Origin of the sequence: Rhodococcus sp. 21391 (assembly GCF_016772255.1) — a bacterium.
Taxonomy (GTDB): domain Bacteria; phylum Actinomycetota; class Actinomycetes; order Mycobacteriales; family Mycobacteriaceae; genus Rhodococcus_F; species Rhodococcus_F opacus.
On the sequence record NZ_CP063781.1, the window covers coordinates 3,930,317 to 3,945,228 of the forward strand.

The 14,912-nt window shown below is 66.8% G+C and carries 14 protein-coding genes and 1 riboswitch; of the genes, 8 read left to right on the forward strand and 6 right to left on the reverse strand.

The genetic code is table 11. The annotated features are described in order from the left end of the window. Window positions 1–114 precede the first annotated feature (114 nt). The 6 genes from sdhC (at window position 115) to GO592_RS18425 (ending at window position 6,060) form a co-directional block, all read left to right on the forward strand. Window positions 115–519 carry a succinate dehydrogenase, cytochrome b556 subunit gene (sdhC, locus tag GO592_RS18400; protein WP_005239889.1) on the forward strand — a complete coding sequence of 135 codons (405 nt, stop codon included), beginning with the start codon at window positions 115–117 and terminating at the stop codon, window positions 517–519. A gap of 1 nt (window position 520) precedes the next feature. After that, a complete protein-coding gene (locus GO592_RS18405; RefSeq protein WP_005239887.1) occupies window positions 521–964 on the forward strand; it encodes a succinate dehydrogenase hydrophobic membrane anchor subunit in 444 nt (147 codons plus the stop codon). 15 nt (window positions 965–979) lie between these two features. Next, a complete protein-coding gene (sdhA, locus tag GO592_RS18410) occupies window positions 980–2,731 on the forward strand; it encodes a succinate dehydrogenase flavoprotein subunit (RefSeq protein ID WP_005256984.1) in 1,752 nt (583 codons plus the stop codon). Next, window positions 2,731–3,510 carry a succinate dehydrogenase iron-sulfur subunit gene (locus GO592_RS18415; RefSeq protein ID WP_005256985.1) on the forward strand — a complete coding sequence of 260 codons (780 nt, stop codon included), beginning with the start codon at window positions 2,731–2,733 and terminating at the stop codon, window positions 3,508–3,510. The genes sdhA and GO592_RS18415 overlap by 1 nt, the downstream gene beginning before the upstream one ends. A 155-nt stretch (window positions 3,511–3,665) precedes the next feature. Then, complete coding sequence (locus GO592_RS18420; protein WP_007296658.1) at window positions 3,666–4,661, forward strand: malate dehydrogenase; 996 nt, start codon at window positions 3,666–3,668, stop codon at window positions 4,659–4,661. 118 nt (window positions 4,662–4,779) lie between these two features. Continuing rightward, on the forward strand, window positions 4,780–6,060 hold the full coding sequence (locus tag GO592_RS18425; protein WP_007296657.1) for a D-alanyl-D-alanine carboxypeptidase family protein: 1,281 nt from the start codon (window positions 4,780–4,782) through the stop codon (window positions 6,058–6,060). 18 nt (window positions 6,061–6,078) lie between these two features. Here the strand turns inward: GO592_RS18425 and yhjD are convergent, their stop codons facing one another. The 5 genes from yhjD to GO592_RS18450 form a co-directional block, all read right to left on the reverse strand. Next, window positions 6,079–7,110 carry an inner membrane protein YhjD gene (gene yhjD / locus GO592_RS18430; RefSeq protein WP_005564170.1) on the reverse strand — a complete coding sequence of 344 codons (1,032 nt, stop codon included), beginning with the start codon at window positions 7,108–7,110 and terminating at the stop codon, window positions 6,079–6,081. Next, complete coding sequence (gene trpS, locus GO592_RS18435) at window positions 7,107–8,141, reverse strand: tryptophan--tRNA ligase (RefSeq protein ID WP_005256998.1); 1,035 nt, start codon at window positions 8,139–8,141, stop codon at window positions 7,107–7,109. Before trpS ends, yhjD begins: the two co-directional genes overlap by 4 nt. Before the next feature lie 52 nt (window positions 8,142–8,193). Continuing rightward, on the reverse strand, window positions 8,194–9,000 hold the full coding sequence (locus tag GO592_RS18440; protein ID WP_007296656.1) for an exodeoxyribonuclease III: 807 nt from the start codon (window positions 8,998–9,000) through the stop codon (window positions 8,194–8,196). A gap of 35 nt (window positions 9,001–9,035) precedes the next feature. Next, entirely contained in the window at window positions 9,036–10,259 is a 1,224-nt protein-coding gene (locus GO592_RS18445) for an MFS transporter (RefSeq protein ID WP_007296655.1), read from the reverse strand. Between the two features lie 200 nt (window positions 10,260–10,459). Then, complete coding sequence (locus GO592_RS18450) at window positions 10,460–11,683, reverse strand: NADP-dependent isocitrate dehydrogenase (RefSeq protein WP_005560536.1); 1,224 nt, start codon at window positions 11,681–11,683, stop codon at window positions 10,460–10,462. 274 nt (window positions 11,684–11,957) lie between these two features. Further along, a riboswitch (SAM riboswitch) is annotated at window positions 11,958–12,078 on the forward strand. A gap of 113 nt (window positions 12,079–12,191) precedes the next feature. Here GO592_RS18450 and GO592_RS18455 point away from each other — a divergent pair. Both GO592_RS18455 and metX read left to right on the forward strand, forming a co-directional pair. Next, window positions 12,192–13,475: a bifunctional o-acetylhomoserine/o-acetylserine sulfhydrylase gene (locus tag GO592_RS18455; protein ID WP_005257028.1), complete on the forward strand. Its 1,284-nt coding sequence runs from the start codon at window positions 12,192–12,194 to the stop codon at window positions 13,473–13,475. Further along, entirely contained in the window at window positions 13,472–14,596 is a 1,125-nt protein-coding gene (gene metX / locus GO592_RS18460; protein WP_005560178.1) for a homoserine O-acetyltransferase MetX, read from the forward strand. Before GO592_RS18455 ends, metX begins: the two co-directional genes overlap by 4 nt. 31 nt (window positions 14,597–14,627) lie before the next feature. Here the strand turns inward: metX and GO592_RS18465 are convergent, their stop codons facing one another. Then, complete coding sequence (locus tag GO592_RS18465) at window positions 14,628–14,912, reverse strand: DUF3017 domain-containing protein (RefSeq protein WP_005239865.1); 285 nt, start codon at window positions 14,910–14,912, stop codon at window positions 14,628–14,630.

A 14,912-nucleotide genomic window follows, 5' to 3' on the forward strand; every position in this document is an offset into this window, starting at 1 on the left:
GTTTAGAGTTCAGAGAAGTCGGTTCAGGATCACGTCGGGTCCCTAGTTGTGGTATATCCGCAACGCTGCGCAGACTCGACACGTCCACCAATGACGTTGGAGGCACAGCACTCGATGAGTACTACGACTGAAGCCGCTCCGGCCAAGGAGCGCACACGGTCGCTTTACCGGGGCGACCCCGGAATGTGGTCCTGGGTTTTGCACCGGATCACAGGCGTAATGACGTTCTTCTTCCTATTCGTGCACGTGCTGGATACCGCGCTGGTGCGCGTGAATCCCGACACGTACGACAGTGTCATCGAGACCTACAAGAACCCGATCGTCGGGCTCATGGAGCTCGCGCTCGTCGCCGCGGTGCTGTACCACGCACTGAACGGTGTCCGGGTGATGCTGGTGGATTTCTGGTCCAAGGGACCGCAGTACCAGCGCCTGATGCTCTGGGTAATCCTCGCGATCTGGTTCCTGGTGATGATCCCGGGCGCCGGGCGCATCTTCTACAACATGTTTGCGGGGCACTGACATGACGACAGAAGCCAAGAGTCTCGGCAAGACCTACGACCGTCCCGCCAGCCTGGACAACCCGCGCTCTCCACGCCGGACGTCGAAGAACAACTTCGAGCTGTACGCCTGGCTGTTCATGCGGTTCTCCGGACTCGCACTGATCTTCCTCGTGCTCGGCCACCTCTTCATCATGCTGATGCTCGACGACGGTGTGCACCGCATCAACTTCGCGTTCGTCGCAGGCCGCTGGTCCAGCCCGTTCTGGCAGTTCTGGGACCTCACCATGCTGTGGCTTGCCCAGCTGCACGGCGGAAACGGACTCCGCACGGTCATCGCGGACTACTCCCGCAAGGACTCCACGCGCTTCTGGCTGACCACGATCCTCGTTCTCTCGATGATCCTGATCATGGGCCTCGGCACGTACGTCATCTTCACCTTCGACCCCAATATCTCGGCGAGCTAGGGGAGCACAGACTTCATGCAGGAACACCGTTATGACGTGGTCATCGTCGGCGCCGGCGGCGCCGGCATGCGCGCAGCGATCGAGGCCGGTCCCCGCGCCCGCACCGCGGTACTGACCAAGCTCTACCCCACCCGCAGCCACACCGGCGCGGCCCAGGGCGGCATGTGCGCCGCGCTGGCGAATGTGGAGGAAGACAACTGGGAGTGGCACACCTTCGACACGGTCAAGGGCGGCGACTACCTCGCCGACCAGGACGCCGTCGAGATCATGGCCAAGGAGGCCATCGACGCGGTGCTCGACCTCGAGAAGATGGGTCTGCCGTTCAACCGCACGCCCGAGGGCAAGATCGACCAGCGTCGTTTCGGTGGTCACACCCGCGATCACGGTAAGGCCCCCGTGCGCCGCGCATGTTATGCCGCGGACCGCACCGGTCACATGATCCTGCAGACGCTCTACCAGAACTGCGTCAAGCACGACGTCGAGTTCTTCAACGAGTTCTACGCCCTCGACATCGCGATCACCGAGACGGAGAACGGCCCGGTCGCCACCGGCGTCATCGCCTACGAGCTGGCCACCGGCGAGATCCACGTCTTCCACGCGAAGTCCATCGTGTTCGCCACCGGCGGCTCGGGACGCATGTACAAGACGACGTCCAACGCGCACACCCTCACCGGTGACGGCATGGGCATCATCTTCCGCAAGGGCCTTCCGCTGGAGGACATGGAATTCCACCAGTTCCATCCGACAGGCCTGGCCGGGCTCGGCATCCTCATCTCCGAGGCCGTGCGCGGTGAGGGCGGCATCCTCCGCAACGCCGACGGCGAACGGTTCATGGAGCGCTACGCCCCCACCATCAAGGACCTCGCCCCCCGTGACATCGTCGCGCGGTCGATGGTTCTCGAGGTCCTCGAGGGACGCGGCGCGGGACCGAACAAGGATTACGTCTACATCGACGTGACCCACATCCCCGAGGAAGTTCTCGACGAGAAGCTCCCCGACATCATGGAGTTCTCCCGCACCTACCTCGGTGTGGACCCGGTCAAGGAACCGGTGCCGGTGTACCCCACCTGCCACTACGTCATGGGCGGCATCCCCACCCGGATCAACGGTGAGGTCCTGCGCAACAACGACGAGATCGTCCAGGGCCTGTACGCCGCCGGCGAGTGCGCCTGCGTCTCCGTCCACGGCGCGAACCGTCTCGGCACCAACTCGCTGCTCGACATCAACGTCTTCGGACGCCGCGCCGGCATCGCCGCCGCCGAGCACGCCAACAACAGCGAGTTCGTCGACATGCCCGAGGCGCCCGAGAAGATGGTCGACGACTGGATGGCCACCATCCTGTCGGACCACGGTCACGAGCGTGTCGCGGACATCCGCAGCGAGCTGCAGCAGTCCATGGACAACAACGCCTCGGTGTTCCGTACCGAAGAGCGCCTCACCCAGGCCCTCAAGGACGTGCGCGCCCTCAAGGAGCGCTACAACCACATCACGGTGCAGGACAAGGGCAAGCGCTACAACAGCGACCTGCTCGAGGCCGTCGAGCTCGGTTTCCTCCTCGAAATGGCGGAGGTCACCGTCGTGGGCGCGCTGAACCGCAAGGAATCGCGCGGCGGCCACGCCCGCGAGGACTACCCGGACCGCAACGACGCCGAGTACATGAAGCACACGATGGCATACAAGGAGGGCGACGGCCTGCTCTCCGACATTCGTCTCGACTACAAGCCGGTAGTCCAGACCCGCTACGAGCCGATGGAGCGGAAGTACTGATGAGCGCACCTGCAGTCGACAAGAGCGAGAACAAGTCGGATCTCCCTCCCGTGCCCGAGGGCGCCGTCATGGTCACCCTCAAGATCGCGCGAATGAACCCGGAGTCCGGCGAGGGCCAGCACTGGGACAGCTTCCAGGTTCCGGCTCTGCCGACGGACCGCATGCTGAACCTGCTCCTGTACGTGAAGGGCTACCTCGACGGCACCCTGACGTTCCGCCGCAGCTGCGCCCACGGCGTGTGCGGTTCGGACGCGATGCGGATCAACGGCGTCAACCGTCTGGCCTGCAAGCTCCTCATGAAGGACATGCTGCCCAAGGACGGCAAGCCGGTCACGATCACCGTCGAGCCCATCAAGGGCCTGCCGGTGGAGAAGGACCTCGTGGTCGACATGGAGCCCTTCTTCGACGCGTTCCGCGCCGTGAAGCCGTTCCTCATCACCACCGGCAACGAGCCCACCCGTGAGCGCATCCAGTCGCAGCACGACCGGGCACGCTTCGACGACACCACCAAGTGCATCCTGTGTGCCTGCTGCACCACATCGTGCCCGGTGTACTGGAGCGACGGCAGCTACTTCGGTCCCGCCGCCATCGTCAACGCTCACCGGTTCATCTTCGACAGCCGTGACGAGGGTGCGTCGGAGCGTCTCGACATCCTCAACGACAAGGACGGTGTCTGGCGTTGCCGGACCACGTTCAACTGCACCGACGCGTGCCCCCGTGGCATCCAGGTGACGAAGGCGATCCAGGAAGTCAAGCGCGCGCTGCTCTTCGCACGCTGACCCCAGGTCTGCCGAGCACGTTCCCGGGCGCCCCCGACCACACCGGTCGGGGGCGCCCTGCGTCGTGTCCAACCTCACTGCCCGCGCGGTCCCACGGTGAAATCTCCGCGCTAGTGTCGAAAGCAGATGCTCCCGACGGACAGTGAGGTTCACCCATGGCGCAGTCGCCCAGTCCCGCAGTGGTCACGGTCACCGGAGCGGCAGGCAGCATCGGCTACGCGGCGCTGTTCCGGATCGCCGCAGGCGAGATGCTCGGCCCCGACACCCCGATTCGGCTGCGGCTCTTGGAGATTCCGTCCGCCGTGTCCGCTGCCGAAGGTACCGCGATGGAACTCGACGACAGCGCCTTCCCCCTGCTCCGCGACATCGAGGTCCACGACGACCCGAAGCGGGGCTTCGACGGCACCGACGTGGCTCTCCTCATCGGATCACGTCCCCGGTCCAAGGGTATGGAGCGTGGCGACCTGCTGGCCGCGAACGGGCAGATCTTCACCGTGCAGGGTCGGGCGATCAACCAGGTTGCCGCGGACGGAGTCCGGGTGCTGGTCGTCGGCAACCCCGCCAACACGAACGCGCTGGTCGCCGCGAACAACGCCCCCGACGTCCCTGCGGACCGGTTCACGGCGCTGACCCGGCTCGACCACAACCGCGCGATCGCCCAGCTGGCACGGCACTCCGGCGCCGCGGTGAAGGACATCAGCCGCGTCGCGATCTGGGGCAACCACTCGAGCACCCAGTACCCCGACATCTTCCATGCGAGGGTCGGTGACCGGTCCGGTGCCGAGTTCGCCGCCGACCGCGAATGGCTCACCGGCGACTTCATTCCCACGGTCGCGAACCGTGGCAGCGCGATCATCGAGGCTCGCGGCGCATCCTCCGCGGCCTCCGCCGCCAACGCCGCGATCGACCACGTGCACGACTGGGTGCTCGGCACCCCCGAGGACGACTGGACGTCCGTGGCGCTGCCCTCCCCCGGGGCCTACGGCGTGCCGGAGGGTCTGGTGAGCTCGTTCCCGGTTCGCTCGGTCGGCGGGGCGTGGCAGATCGTGGACGGGCTGGAGATCGACGACTTCTCGCGGAAGCGGATCGGCGCGTCTGTCGCGGAACTCGAATCCGAACGCGACGCCGTCCGGGGCATGGGTTTCATCTGATCCGGCGTCCGTCTTCCGGAACGGTCGCGCCGACATCACGAAATCGTGTCGACACGCGTCCGTTTTCGGAAGTCGACCTGTCGTCGCATACGCTGCCTCTTCGATGATGTGGCGTCGAGTGTGTACCGCGGTCGTGTCCGGAACCCTGCTGGCCGGACTCTCGGTGAGTGCTGCCGGGGCGATTCCGCCCACAGTGCCCTCCTCCCCCACCTCCGCACCGTTCACCACCCCGAACACCGACAACTGCCCCAACCGGTCGGCCCCCGCGCCTGCGATCGACCTGTCCGAGGTACCCCAGCCGGGTGATCCGACACCGAGCGCGGTGTCGGTGCCCGACGAGCCGGTGGGCGGGCCGAAGCTGGCCGGGTGCGGGGTGATCCTTCCCGACGACGCGCCCGCGCTGCCCGCCGACATCGCGGCGTCCGGCTGGGTGGTCGCGGACATCGACACCGGCGACGTGCTCGCGGCGAAGGACCCGCACGGCCGCTACCGGCCGGCGAGCACCATCAAGATGCTGCTGGCTCTCGTGGCGCTCGACGAACTGGATCTCGACAAGACCGTGACGGCCACCGCCGAGGACGCCGCGGTGGAGGGCAGCGCGGTCGGGATCGGTAAGAACGGTCAGTACACGAACCGGCAGTTGATGCAGGGCCTGGTGATGGCATCGGGGAACGACGCGGCCCACCTCCTCGCCCGGCAACTCGGCGGCGACGCCGCCACGGTCGACAAGATGAACCACCTCGCCGACACCCTCGGCGCGCACGACACGCGGACCGCGACGCCGTCGGGGCTCGACGGCCCCGGCATGAGCAGCTCGCCGTTCGACCTCGCGCTCATCTTCCACACCGCGATGAAGAACCCGACGTTCGCGGAGCTGATCTCCACCGAGACGGTGCAGTTCCCGGGTTTCCCGAAGGACCCGGCGATCCCGGACGATCAGGACCGGCCCCCGTTCGCACTGGCCAACGACAATCAGCTGCTCTACAACTACGACGGCGCACTGGGCGGCAAGACCGGATTCACCGACGACGCCCGCCACACCTATGTCGGCGGCGCCGATCACGACGGTCGCCGCCTGATGGTGACGTTGATGGGCGCCGAGGCCCAGCCGATCCGGCCGTGGGAGCAGGCGGCACGACTGCTGGATTACGGTTTCGCCCTCGACCGCGATGCCCGGGTGGGGTCACTCGAGGACCTGTATCCGGCCGACGAGGGCACTGCGGCGGTGCTTGCCGCACCGCCGCAACAGGATTCGGCCGCTGCGACGAGTTCCGTCGTCGCGTCGGGTTCCGACCACCCCGACAACACGCTGGCCCTGCGGGCGGGTGTGGGGATCGTCGGGGCGGCCGTCGTCCTCGTGCTGGTGCTCTGCGCACGCCGGCTGTCGCGCAGACGCTGACGGGCAGCGGCACCCGCCTCAGCGCTTGTTGCGGGTGAACAGTCCGGACAACCCGAGCGCCGCGACGGCGCCCACACCGACCAGGGCGAGTCCCCCACGCACGCCCGGCCCCTCGTGCACCTCGATCCGGGGGTTGATGACGGCCGGATCCGGCGGCGGCACATAGGCGAGCGCGAGGCTGGCGCGGGTGGTCGCGGCCCACGCCGTCGAGAAGAGCAGCATCCGGCACGTCAGGTAGATGAATACGAGCAGACCGATGATCGGGCCGAACGCCACACCGGCGGGACCCGCGGTCACCGCCGAGAGGTAGATGGCACCGACCTGCTTGAAGATCTCGAACACCACGGCCGCGAGCAGGGCTGCCTTGAGCGCACTGCGGAACGTGACGGGCTCTCGCGGCAGTCGGGCGATCACCCAGGCGAACACCGCCCACGTCGCGACCAGCGATACCACCGTCGACAGTGCGCGTAACCCGGCGTCGATCCCGGTCACGTCTTCGAGGTTGAGCACCTCGACGACGGTGCGCGCCACGGGACCGCTACTCAGCGCGGAGGATCCGAGAGAGACCACCATCGCCAGACCCAGCCCGAGCAGCGCGGCCGCGTCGCCCAGCTTGGTCCGGACGAATCCCTTCGACTCGCGCTGGCTCTCCCACATCGCCGTCAGCGCGTCGCGCAGGTTCGCCATCCACCCGAGTCCCGCGTACGCGGCACCGAGCAGACCGAGAACACCCACGCTGGCACGGGACGCGATCGCCGAATCGATGACCGTGTTGAGCGTGTCACCCAGACTTCCGGGAACGTTCTTGGTGATGCTGTCCTGCAGTTCCTGCAGCAACTCCGGCTGCCCGGCGAGGACGAAACCCGCGATGGCGAACGCGACCATCAGGATCGGAATCAGTGCGAGCACACTGAAATACGTGATCCCCGCCGCGTAATAGTCACCCTTCTGCTGCTGATACCGCTGTCCGGCCCGCATCAGATGGTCGAACCAGGGGCGCGCTGCCCGCTGCCTGTCGAGAAAACTCGGTTCGTCAGCCACAGTGCTCATCCCTTCGGTGTCAGAAACCCAACCTTCTCGTACACGGCCGCCAGAGTCTGCGACGACACCTCACGGGCGCGGTGAGCACCGGCGGCGATGATCCGATCGAGTTCTGCCTCGTCCGAGAGGTACCCTTCCACCTTCGCTTTCAACGGTGTCACGAACTCGGCGAGGACATCTGCCGTATCGGTTTTCAGGTCGCCGTACCCCTTGCCCTCGTACCCGGCCACCAACGTCTCGACCGGAGTCCCGGACAGCGCGGACTGGATGGTGAGCAGATTGCTCACACCGGGTTTGGCCTGCGGGTCGTAGCGGATCTCCCGCTCGTTGTCGGTGACCGCGGACTTGATCTTCTTCGCCGACACCTTGGGGTCGTCGAGGAGGTTGATCAGGCCGGCGGGGCTCGGACCGGACTTGCTCATCTTCGACGTCGGATCCTGCAGGTCGTAGATCTTGGCGGTGCCCTTGATGATCTGGGCCTCGGGAATCACGAACGCCTTCCCGAACCGGGTGTTGAACCGCTGAGCGAGATCGCGGGCCAGTTCGAGATGCTGACGCTGGTCCTCGCCGACAGGGACCCGCTGCGGGCGGTAGAGCAAGATGTCGGCAGCCATCAGCACCGGATACGTGAACAGGCCGACGCTCGCGTTCTCACTGCCCTGTTTTGCCGACTTGTCCTTGAACTGCGTCATCCGGCTCGCTTCACCGAAACCGGTGATGCAGTTGAGGACCCACGCCAGCTGCGCGTGCTCGGGCACCTGGCTCTGCACGAACAGCGTGGCACGGTCGGGGTCGATTCCGAGCGCCAGCAGCTGCGCCACCGCAATCTTCGTACGACGGCGCAGTTCCTTCGGGTCCTGCGCCACCGTGATCGCGTGCAGGTCCGGGATGAAGTAGAACGCGTCGAAGTCGTCCTGCAGAGGCACCCACTGTTGCAGGGCACCCAGGAAGTTGCCGAGGTGGAACGAGTCGGCGGTGGGCTGGATGCCGGAGAGCACCCGCGGTTTCACGGTGGGCTTCTGAGCTGCAGGGGTCGACATGAGTACTGATCTTTTCACGTGCGCCGTGACGACACGAATCAGATACCGGCCGTCACCGGTACTGGACGGTGACCGGCGCGTGGTCGGACCACCGCTGGTCGTAGGTTTCGGCGCGCTCGACGACGGCCTGCTTGGCCCGCTCCGCCAGTTCCCGGGTGGCGATCTGGTAGTCGATGCGCCAGCCGGAGTCGTTGTCGAACGCCTTCCCGCGGTACGACCACCACGAGTACGGTCCGGCGACGTCGGGATTCAGCTGCCGGACCACGTCGGCCCAGTGCGCGTCTTCGGCGAACAGGGCCCCGAGCCACTCCCGCTCGTTCGGGAGAAAACCGGAGTTCTTCTTGTTGGTCTTCCAGTTCTTCAGGTCGAGTTCGGTGTGGGCGATGTTCCAGTCGCCGCAGACCACGACGTGCCGGCCCGCCGCGACGGCAGCCGCTGCGGTGTCGGTGAGGTACCGGGCGAAGGAGTCCATGAACCGCTCCTTCTCCTCCTGCCGGGGTGTCTGAGCCTCCCCGGAGGGCAGGTACAGGCTCGCCACGGTCAGGTCGTCGAAGTCGGCCTCGAGGTAGCGGCCCGCGGTCGCGAACTCGTCGTCACCGTGGCCGACGCGGAAGGCGTCGGCAGGTTTCCGGGACAGGATCGCGACGCCGTTGCGCCCCTTCGACGACGGCTCCGCGGACACCAGGTTCCATCCGCCCTCCAGGGCGGGCGCGAGCGTCTCGGCCAGTTGCTCGTCGGACGCCCGCGTCTCCTGCAGGCAGACGACGTCGGCCTCCGTGCGCTCGATCCACTCGGTGAGCCCCTTGCGGGCGGCGGCGCGCACGCCGTTGACATTGACGGTGGTGATGATGTGTGGCACGGCAAGCACCGTAGCGGACGCGTACGACACCGCGGCTACCGAGACGAACGGGCGCTGCGGCGTTCCATCGCGACCGCCACGGTGAGGACCACGAGTCCCGCCACGGCGAGCAGCGCACCGACCGCGGCGGGCGCCGTGTAGCCGTAGCCGGCCGCGATCACGACACCACCGATCCACGCCCCGAACGCGTTCGCGATGTTGAGTGCCGCGTGGTTGAGCGAGGCGGCGAGGGTCTGGGCGTCGGCGGCGACGTCCATCAGCCGGGTCTGCAGTCCTGGCACCATCGACGCACCTGCCGCACCGACGAAGAACACCAGCAGCAGCGCCGTGTACGGGTTGTGGGAGGCGATCACGAAGATGCCGAGCAACACCCCGAGTGCCGTCATCGATACGAACAGACCGGGAATCAGCGCCCGGTCGGCGAGCCGGCCGCCGATCAGATTGCCCGCGACCATGCCCAGTCCGTAGATCATCAGGGCCAGCGGCACCAGCGACCGCGACAGCCCGGCGACGTCGGTGAGCGTCGTGCTGATGTAGGTGTAGACGGCGAACATGCCACCGAATCCGATCATGCCGATGATCAGCGTCATCCACACCTGCGCGCGGCGCAGGGCACCGAGTTCGGTGAGGGGATTCGACATCCGCATTGCGGCGAGCGCGGGCACCCACGACCAGATCGCGCCCAGTGTCACCACACCGATCACCGCCACGAGCGCGAAGGCGCTGCGCCAGCCGAGCGTCTGACCCAGCCACGAGGCGACCGGAACGCCGACGACGTTGGCCACCGACAGCCCCATCATGACGAGAGCGACCGCCCTGGCCCGCTGGCCGCGGTCCGCGAGGTGCGCCGCCACGAGGGCCGCGACACCGAAGTAGGCGCCGTGCGGGAGGCCTGCCACGAACCGCGCGGCCATCAGCACGCCGTAGTTCGGCGCGAACACGGTGGCGGCGTTGCCGATCGTGAACGCCGCCATCAACGCGATCAACAGCCTCTTCCGGGGCACCCGTGCGGTCAGCGCCGCGATGAGAGGCGCGCCCACGACCACACCCAGCGCGTACGCCGAGATGACGTGCCCGGCCGTCGGCTCGGTGATCCCGAGACTCGACGCCATCTCGGGCAGCAGCCCCATCGCCACGAACTCGGTGGTCCCGATCCCGAAGCCACCGAGCGCGAGCGCGACCATGGCGAGCTTGCGGACGGACGGATGTTGCGCGATGACACCGAGGTGCTCGGGGCGGACAGGGGTGGAAGTGCTCACAGAAGAACTTTCGACTAGGCGGAGATACGGCTTCGCGGCGCACGGCGCCTCGTTGCGCAACGACCCACATCGAAATTCTCTTCCCCGGATTCCGCCTTTCGCGCCTCGAACGACCGTGAGATGACTCACCCGGGACCCGGAGACTGCGAACGGGACGCCCCCGTGAGGGACGTCCCGTTCGTAGCGCTGCGGCTCGGTGCCTACTGCTCGGCGATGGCCTTCTGGAGGTTGATGTCCAGCGCACCGAGGAACTCCTCGGTGGTCAGGTAGCCCTGGTCGCCGCCGACCAGCATCGCGAGGTCCTTCGTCATCTGACCACCCTCGACGGTCTTGATGACCACGTCTTCGAGCTTCTGGGCGAAGCCGATGACGTCGGGGGTGTTGTCGAGCTTGCCGCGGTGCTCGAGTCCACGGGTCCACGCGAAGATCGACGCGATGGGGTTGGTGGACGTCGGCTTGCCCTGCTGGTGCTGACGGAAGTGACGCGTCACGGTGCCGTGTGCGGCCTCGGCCTCACACGTCTTTCCGTCCGGGGTCAGCAGCACGGAGGTCATGAGGCCGAGCGATCCGAAGCCCTGCGCGACGGTGTCGGACTGGACGTCGCCGTCGTAGTTCTTGCAGGCCCAGACGTAGCCGCCCTCCCACTTGAGCGCCGACGCGACCATGTCGTCGATGAGACGGTGCTCGTAGGTGAGTCCGGCCGCGTCGAACTCCGGCTTGAACTCGGTCTCGTAGACGTGCTGGAAGATGTCCTTGAATGCGCCGTCGTACGCCTTGAGGATGGTGTTCTTGGTCGACAGGTACACCGGGTAGTTCTGCTGCAGGCCGTAGTTGAGCGAGGCGCGCGCGAAGTCCTCGATGGACTTGGTGAAGTTGTACTGACCCTGGACGACGCCGCCGCCCTCGGGGAAGTTCACCAGCTCGTGCTCGATCGGCTCGCTGCCGTCCTCGGGCGTGTAGGTGATCATCACCTTGCCGGGGCCGGGGACCTTGAAGTCGGTGGCGCGGTACTGGTCACCGAAGGCGTGACGGCCGATGATGATCGGCTTGGTCCAGCCCGGAACCAGTCGCGGAACGTTGGAGATGATGATCGGCGCGCGGAAGATCGTCCCACCGAGGATGTTGCGGATGGTGCCGTTGGGCGACCGCCACATCTTCTTGAGACCGAACTCCTCGACGCGTGCCTCGTCCGGGGTGATGGTCGCGCACTTGACGCCGACGCCGTGCTTCTTGATGGCGTTGGCCGCGTCGACGGTCACCTGGTCGTCGGTCTCATCCCGGTACTCGATGCCGAGGTCGTAGTACTCGAGGTTCACATCCAGGTAAGGATGGATCAGTTTGTCTTTGATGAACTGCCAGATAATGCGTGTCATCTCGTCGCCGTCGAGTTCGACGACGGTGCCCTCAACCTTGATTTTGGACATGGGTGCTTCGCGTCCTCCTAGGAAGTTTCCCTGGTTACACGGTTGCGGGCGCACTTTGTGAGTGGGTCCGCGAACGGTTCGCTTATCAAACGTAGACGGTCACGGCGGCCCCTGGGGAGACCGCACCTAAACAAGACAAGCGTACTGCTATGCGAGCGGCTCGCAACAGGTGGGGCGCACAACCCACCCCTACTCGCGGGTAACTTTTCCCTGCTAGCGGCCCTGATCGGTGCCGTTTCCGGTCGTTCCACCTCAGCGGCTAAGATTCACTCCAGGTCATGAGTGCCAGCAACGAGCCCCGGCTAGCTGGCCGGCAACCCTCCACCGCGGTGGGGTGCCCCGGGTGATGACCTGGTTCCCTGATTCATACAACAGTCGGGTGACAAGCGCGGGTCCGACATCGGAGGTTCATGATGTGTTGTTGTCGTAGATAGACCCCAGACAAGCCCTGCGCGCGAACGAACCAGCACTCCGTCCGCGCCTCGTCAGACCACTGGAGTAACAGCACATGACCGAGAACTGGTCGTTCGAGACCAAGCAGATCCATGCCGGGCAGACGTCCGACGCGACCACCAAGGCGCGGGCGCTGCCGATCTACCAGACCACCTCGTACACGTTCGACAGCACCGATCACGCTGCCGCGCTGTTCGGTCTGGCAGAGCCGGGCAACATCTACACCCGCATCATGAACCCCACGCAGGACGCGGTCGAGCAGCGCATTGCCGCGCTCGAGGGCGGCGTCGCCGCCCTGCTGCTGTCCTCCGGACAGGCCGCGGAGACGATCGCGATCCTGAATCTCGCCGAGGCAGGTGACCACATCGTCTCCAGCCCGCGGCTGTACGGGGGCACCTACAACCTCTTCCACTACACGCTGCCCAAGCTCGGCATCGAAGTCTCGTTCGTCGAGGACCCCGACGACCTCGAGCAGTGGAAGGACGCGGTCCGGGACAACACGAAGGCGTTCTACGGCGAGACCATCTCCAATCCCCGCAACGACGTCCTCGACTTGCCCGGCATCTCCGGGATCGCGCATCAGCACGGACTCCCGCTGATCGTCGACAACACGGTGGCCACTCCCTACCTGATCCGCCCCCTCGAGCACGGCGCGGACATCGTGGTGCATTCGGCCACCAAGTACCTCGGCGGTCACGGCACGGCGATCGCCGGTGTCATCGTCGACGGCGGCACGTTCGACTGGACCCAGGGCCGCCACGGCAACTTCACCACGCCGGACCCGAGCTACCACGGCGTCGTCTACTCCGAGCTCGGACCGCCTGCGTTCGCCCTCAAGGCTCGCGTGCAGCTGCTTCGCGACCTCGGTTCGGCGATCTCCCCGTTCAATGCGTTCCTCATCGCGCAGGGCCTCGAGACTCTGAGCCTTCGCATGGAACGACACGTGTCCAACGCGACCGCCGTCGCGCAGTACCTGGAGGCCCGCCCGGAGGTCGTGTCCGTCGGATACGCCGGGCTCCCGTCGTCGCCCTGGCACGACCGGGCGAAACAGATCGCGCCGAGGGGTGCGGGTGCCATCGTGACGTTCGAACTCGCCGGCGGCATCGACGCGGGCAAGAAGTTCGTCAACGCGCTCACCCTGCACAGCCACGTCGCGAACATCGGCGACGTCCGCTCGCTGGTGATCCACCCGGCGTCCACCACACACTCCCAGCTGACCCCCGAGGAGCAGGCCGCCAGCGGCGTCACCCCCGGACTGGTCCGCCTGGCTGTCGGCATCGAAGGGATCGACGACATCATCGCCGATATCGAGACCGGACTTACGGCGGCGGCATCTTGACCGTGAGCGCTGTACAGAACCTGCCCGTGGCGGACGGACGGCTCGGCACCATCGACATCGGATCGCTCGAGCTCGAGAGCGGAACAGTGATCCCGTCGGTGTCCCTTGCCGTGCAGCGATGGGGTGAGCTGTCCCCCAACCGGGACAACGTCGTGCTCGTCGAGCACGCCCTCACCGGTGACTCCCACGTCACCGGACCCGTCACCGACGAGCACCCCTCCCCCGGATGGTGGACCGGAATGGTCGGTCCGGGTGCGCCGATCGACACCGACGAGTGGTGCGTCGTCGCGACCAACGTCCTCGGTGGCTGCCGCGGCACCACCGGTCCCGGTTCGATCGCCGAGGACGGGCGCCCGTGGGGCAGCCGCTTCCCGGAGATCTCCATCCGCGACCAGATCGCGGCCGAGAAGAAGTTCACCGACCTGCTGGGCATCGACAAGCTGGCGTCCGTCGTCGGTGGTTCGATGGGCGGAATGCGCGCGCTCGAGTGGGCCGTCACCTACCCGGACCAGGTGGCGTCGGCGCTCGTTCTTGCGGTCGGCGCCCGCGCGACCGCCGACCAGATCGGCACGCAGACCACCCAGATCGCGGCCATCACCAGCGACCCCGACTGGCAGGGCGGCGACTATCACGGCACCGGCCGGATCCCCCTGGCGGGTCTGCGCATCGCCCGCCGGATCGCGCACCTGACGTACCGCACCGAGAGCGAACTCGACTCCCGGTTCGCGAACTCGCCGCAGGACGGCGAGGACCCGTGGCGCGGCGGACGGTACTCCGTCGAGAGCTACCTCCAGCACCAGGCCGACAAGCTGGTCGGCAGGTTCGACCCGAGCACGTATGTGCTGCTGTCCGAGGCCATGAACCGGCATGACGTGGGCCGCGGTCGCGGTGGCATCGCCGCGGCGCTGGGGACGATCACCGCCCCCGTCATCGTGGGCGGCGTCGACTCCGACCGCCTGTACCCGATCCGCCTGCAGGAGGATCTGGCCAACGACATCCCCACCTGCGACGGTCTGCGGGTGCTCAACTCGCGGGACGGCCACGACGGGTTCCTCACCGAGGCCGCCGCCGTCGCGAAGCTGCTCTCCGAGACGATGCAACTGGCACGCGCCGGACGCTGACACCGGCGCCGGACGACGCCCGCTCGGACCGCTAGTCGGTTCCGAGCGGGTCGATCGACACGGCCAGCCACACGATCGCGCCCCCGACGGCCACGAGCGCGCCCACGTCGAAAGGCTTGCTGCGCACCGCGAGCAGTCCGACGCGCTCCGACGGCATCATCAACCGGAAGACCGCCGCGAGCAGCGTGGCGACACCGAACACGAACGCGCCTCGTCGCCACCGATCCGCGAGCACGAACACGACGGCCACGACGATGACGACGAGGACTGCGAGCATCGGCAGATTCTTCTTCGCGAACTGCCCCCAGTCGGCCAT

Excerpts from the sequence above, each read along its gene's own strand:
- sdhC (WP_005239889.1), top strand. The coding sequence starts at position 115 with ATGAGTACTACGACTGAAGCCGCTCCGGCCAAGGAGCGCACACGGTCG.
- GO592_RS18405 (WP_005239887.1), top strand. The coding sequence starts at position 521 with ATGACGACAGAAGCCAAGAGTCTCGGCAAGACCTACGACCGTCCCGCC.
- sdhA (WP_005256984.1), top strand. The coding sequence starts at position 980 with ATGCAGGAACACCGTTATGACGTGGTCATCGTCGGCGCCGGCGGCGCC.
- GO592_RS18415 (WP_005256985.1), top strand. The coding sequence starts at position 2,731 with ATGAGCGCACCTGCAGTCGACAAGAGCGAGAACAAGTCGGATCTCCCT.
- GO592_RS18420 (WP_007296658.1), top strand. The coding sequence starts at position 3,666 with ATGGCGCAGTCGCCCAGTCCCGCAGTGGTCACGGTCACCGGAGCGGCA.
- yhjD (WP_005564170.1), bottom strand. The coding sequence starts at position 7,110 with ATGAGCACTGTGGCTGACGAACCGAGTTTTCTCGACAGGCAGCGGGCA.
- trpS (WP_005256998.1), bottom strand. The coding sequence starts at position 8,141 with ATGTCGACCCCTGCAGCTCAGAAGCCCACCGTGAAACCGCGGGTGCTC.
- GO592_RS18450 (WP_005560536.1), bottom strand. The coding sequence starts at position 11,683 with ATGTCCAAAATCAAGGTTGAGGGCACCGTCGTCGAACTCGACGGCGAC.
- GO592_RS18455 (WP_005257028.1), top strand. The coding sequence starts at position 12,192 with ATGACCGAGAACTGGTCGTTCGAGACCAAGCAGATCCATGCCGGGCAG.
- GO592_RS18465 (WP_005239865.1), bottom strand. The coding sequence starts at position 14,912 with ATGGCCGACTGGGGGCAGTTCGCGAAGAAGAATCTGCCGATGCTCGCA.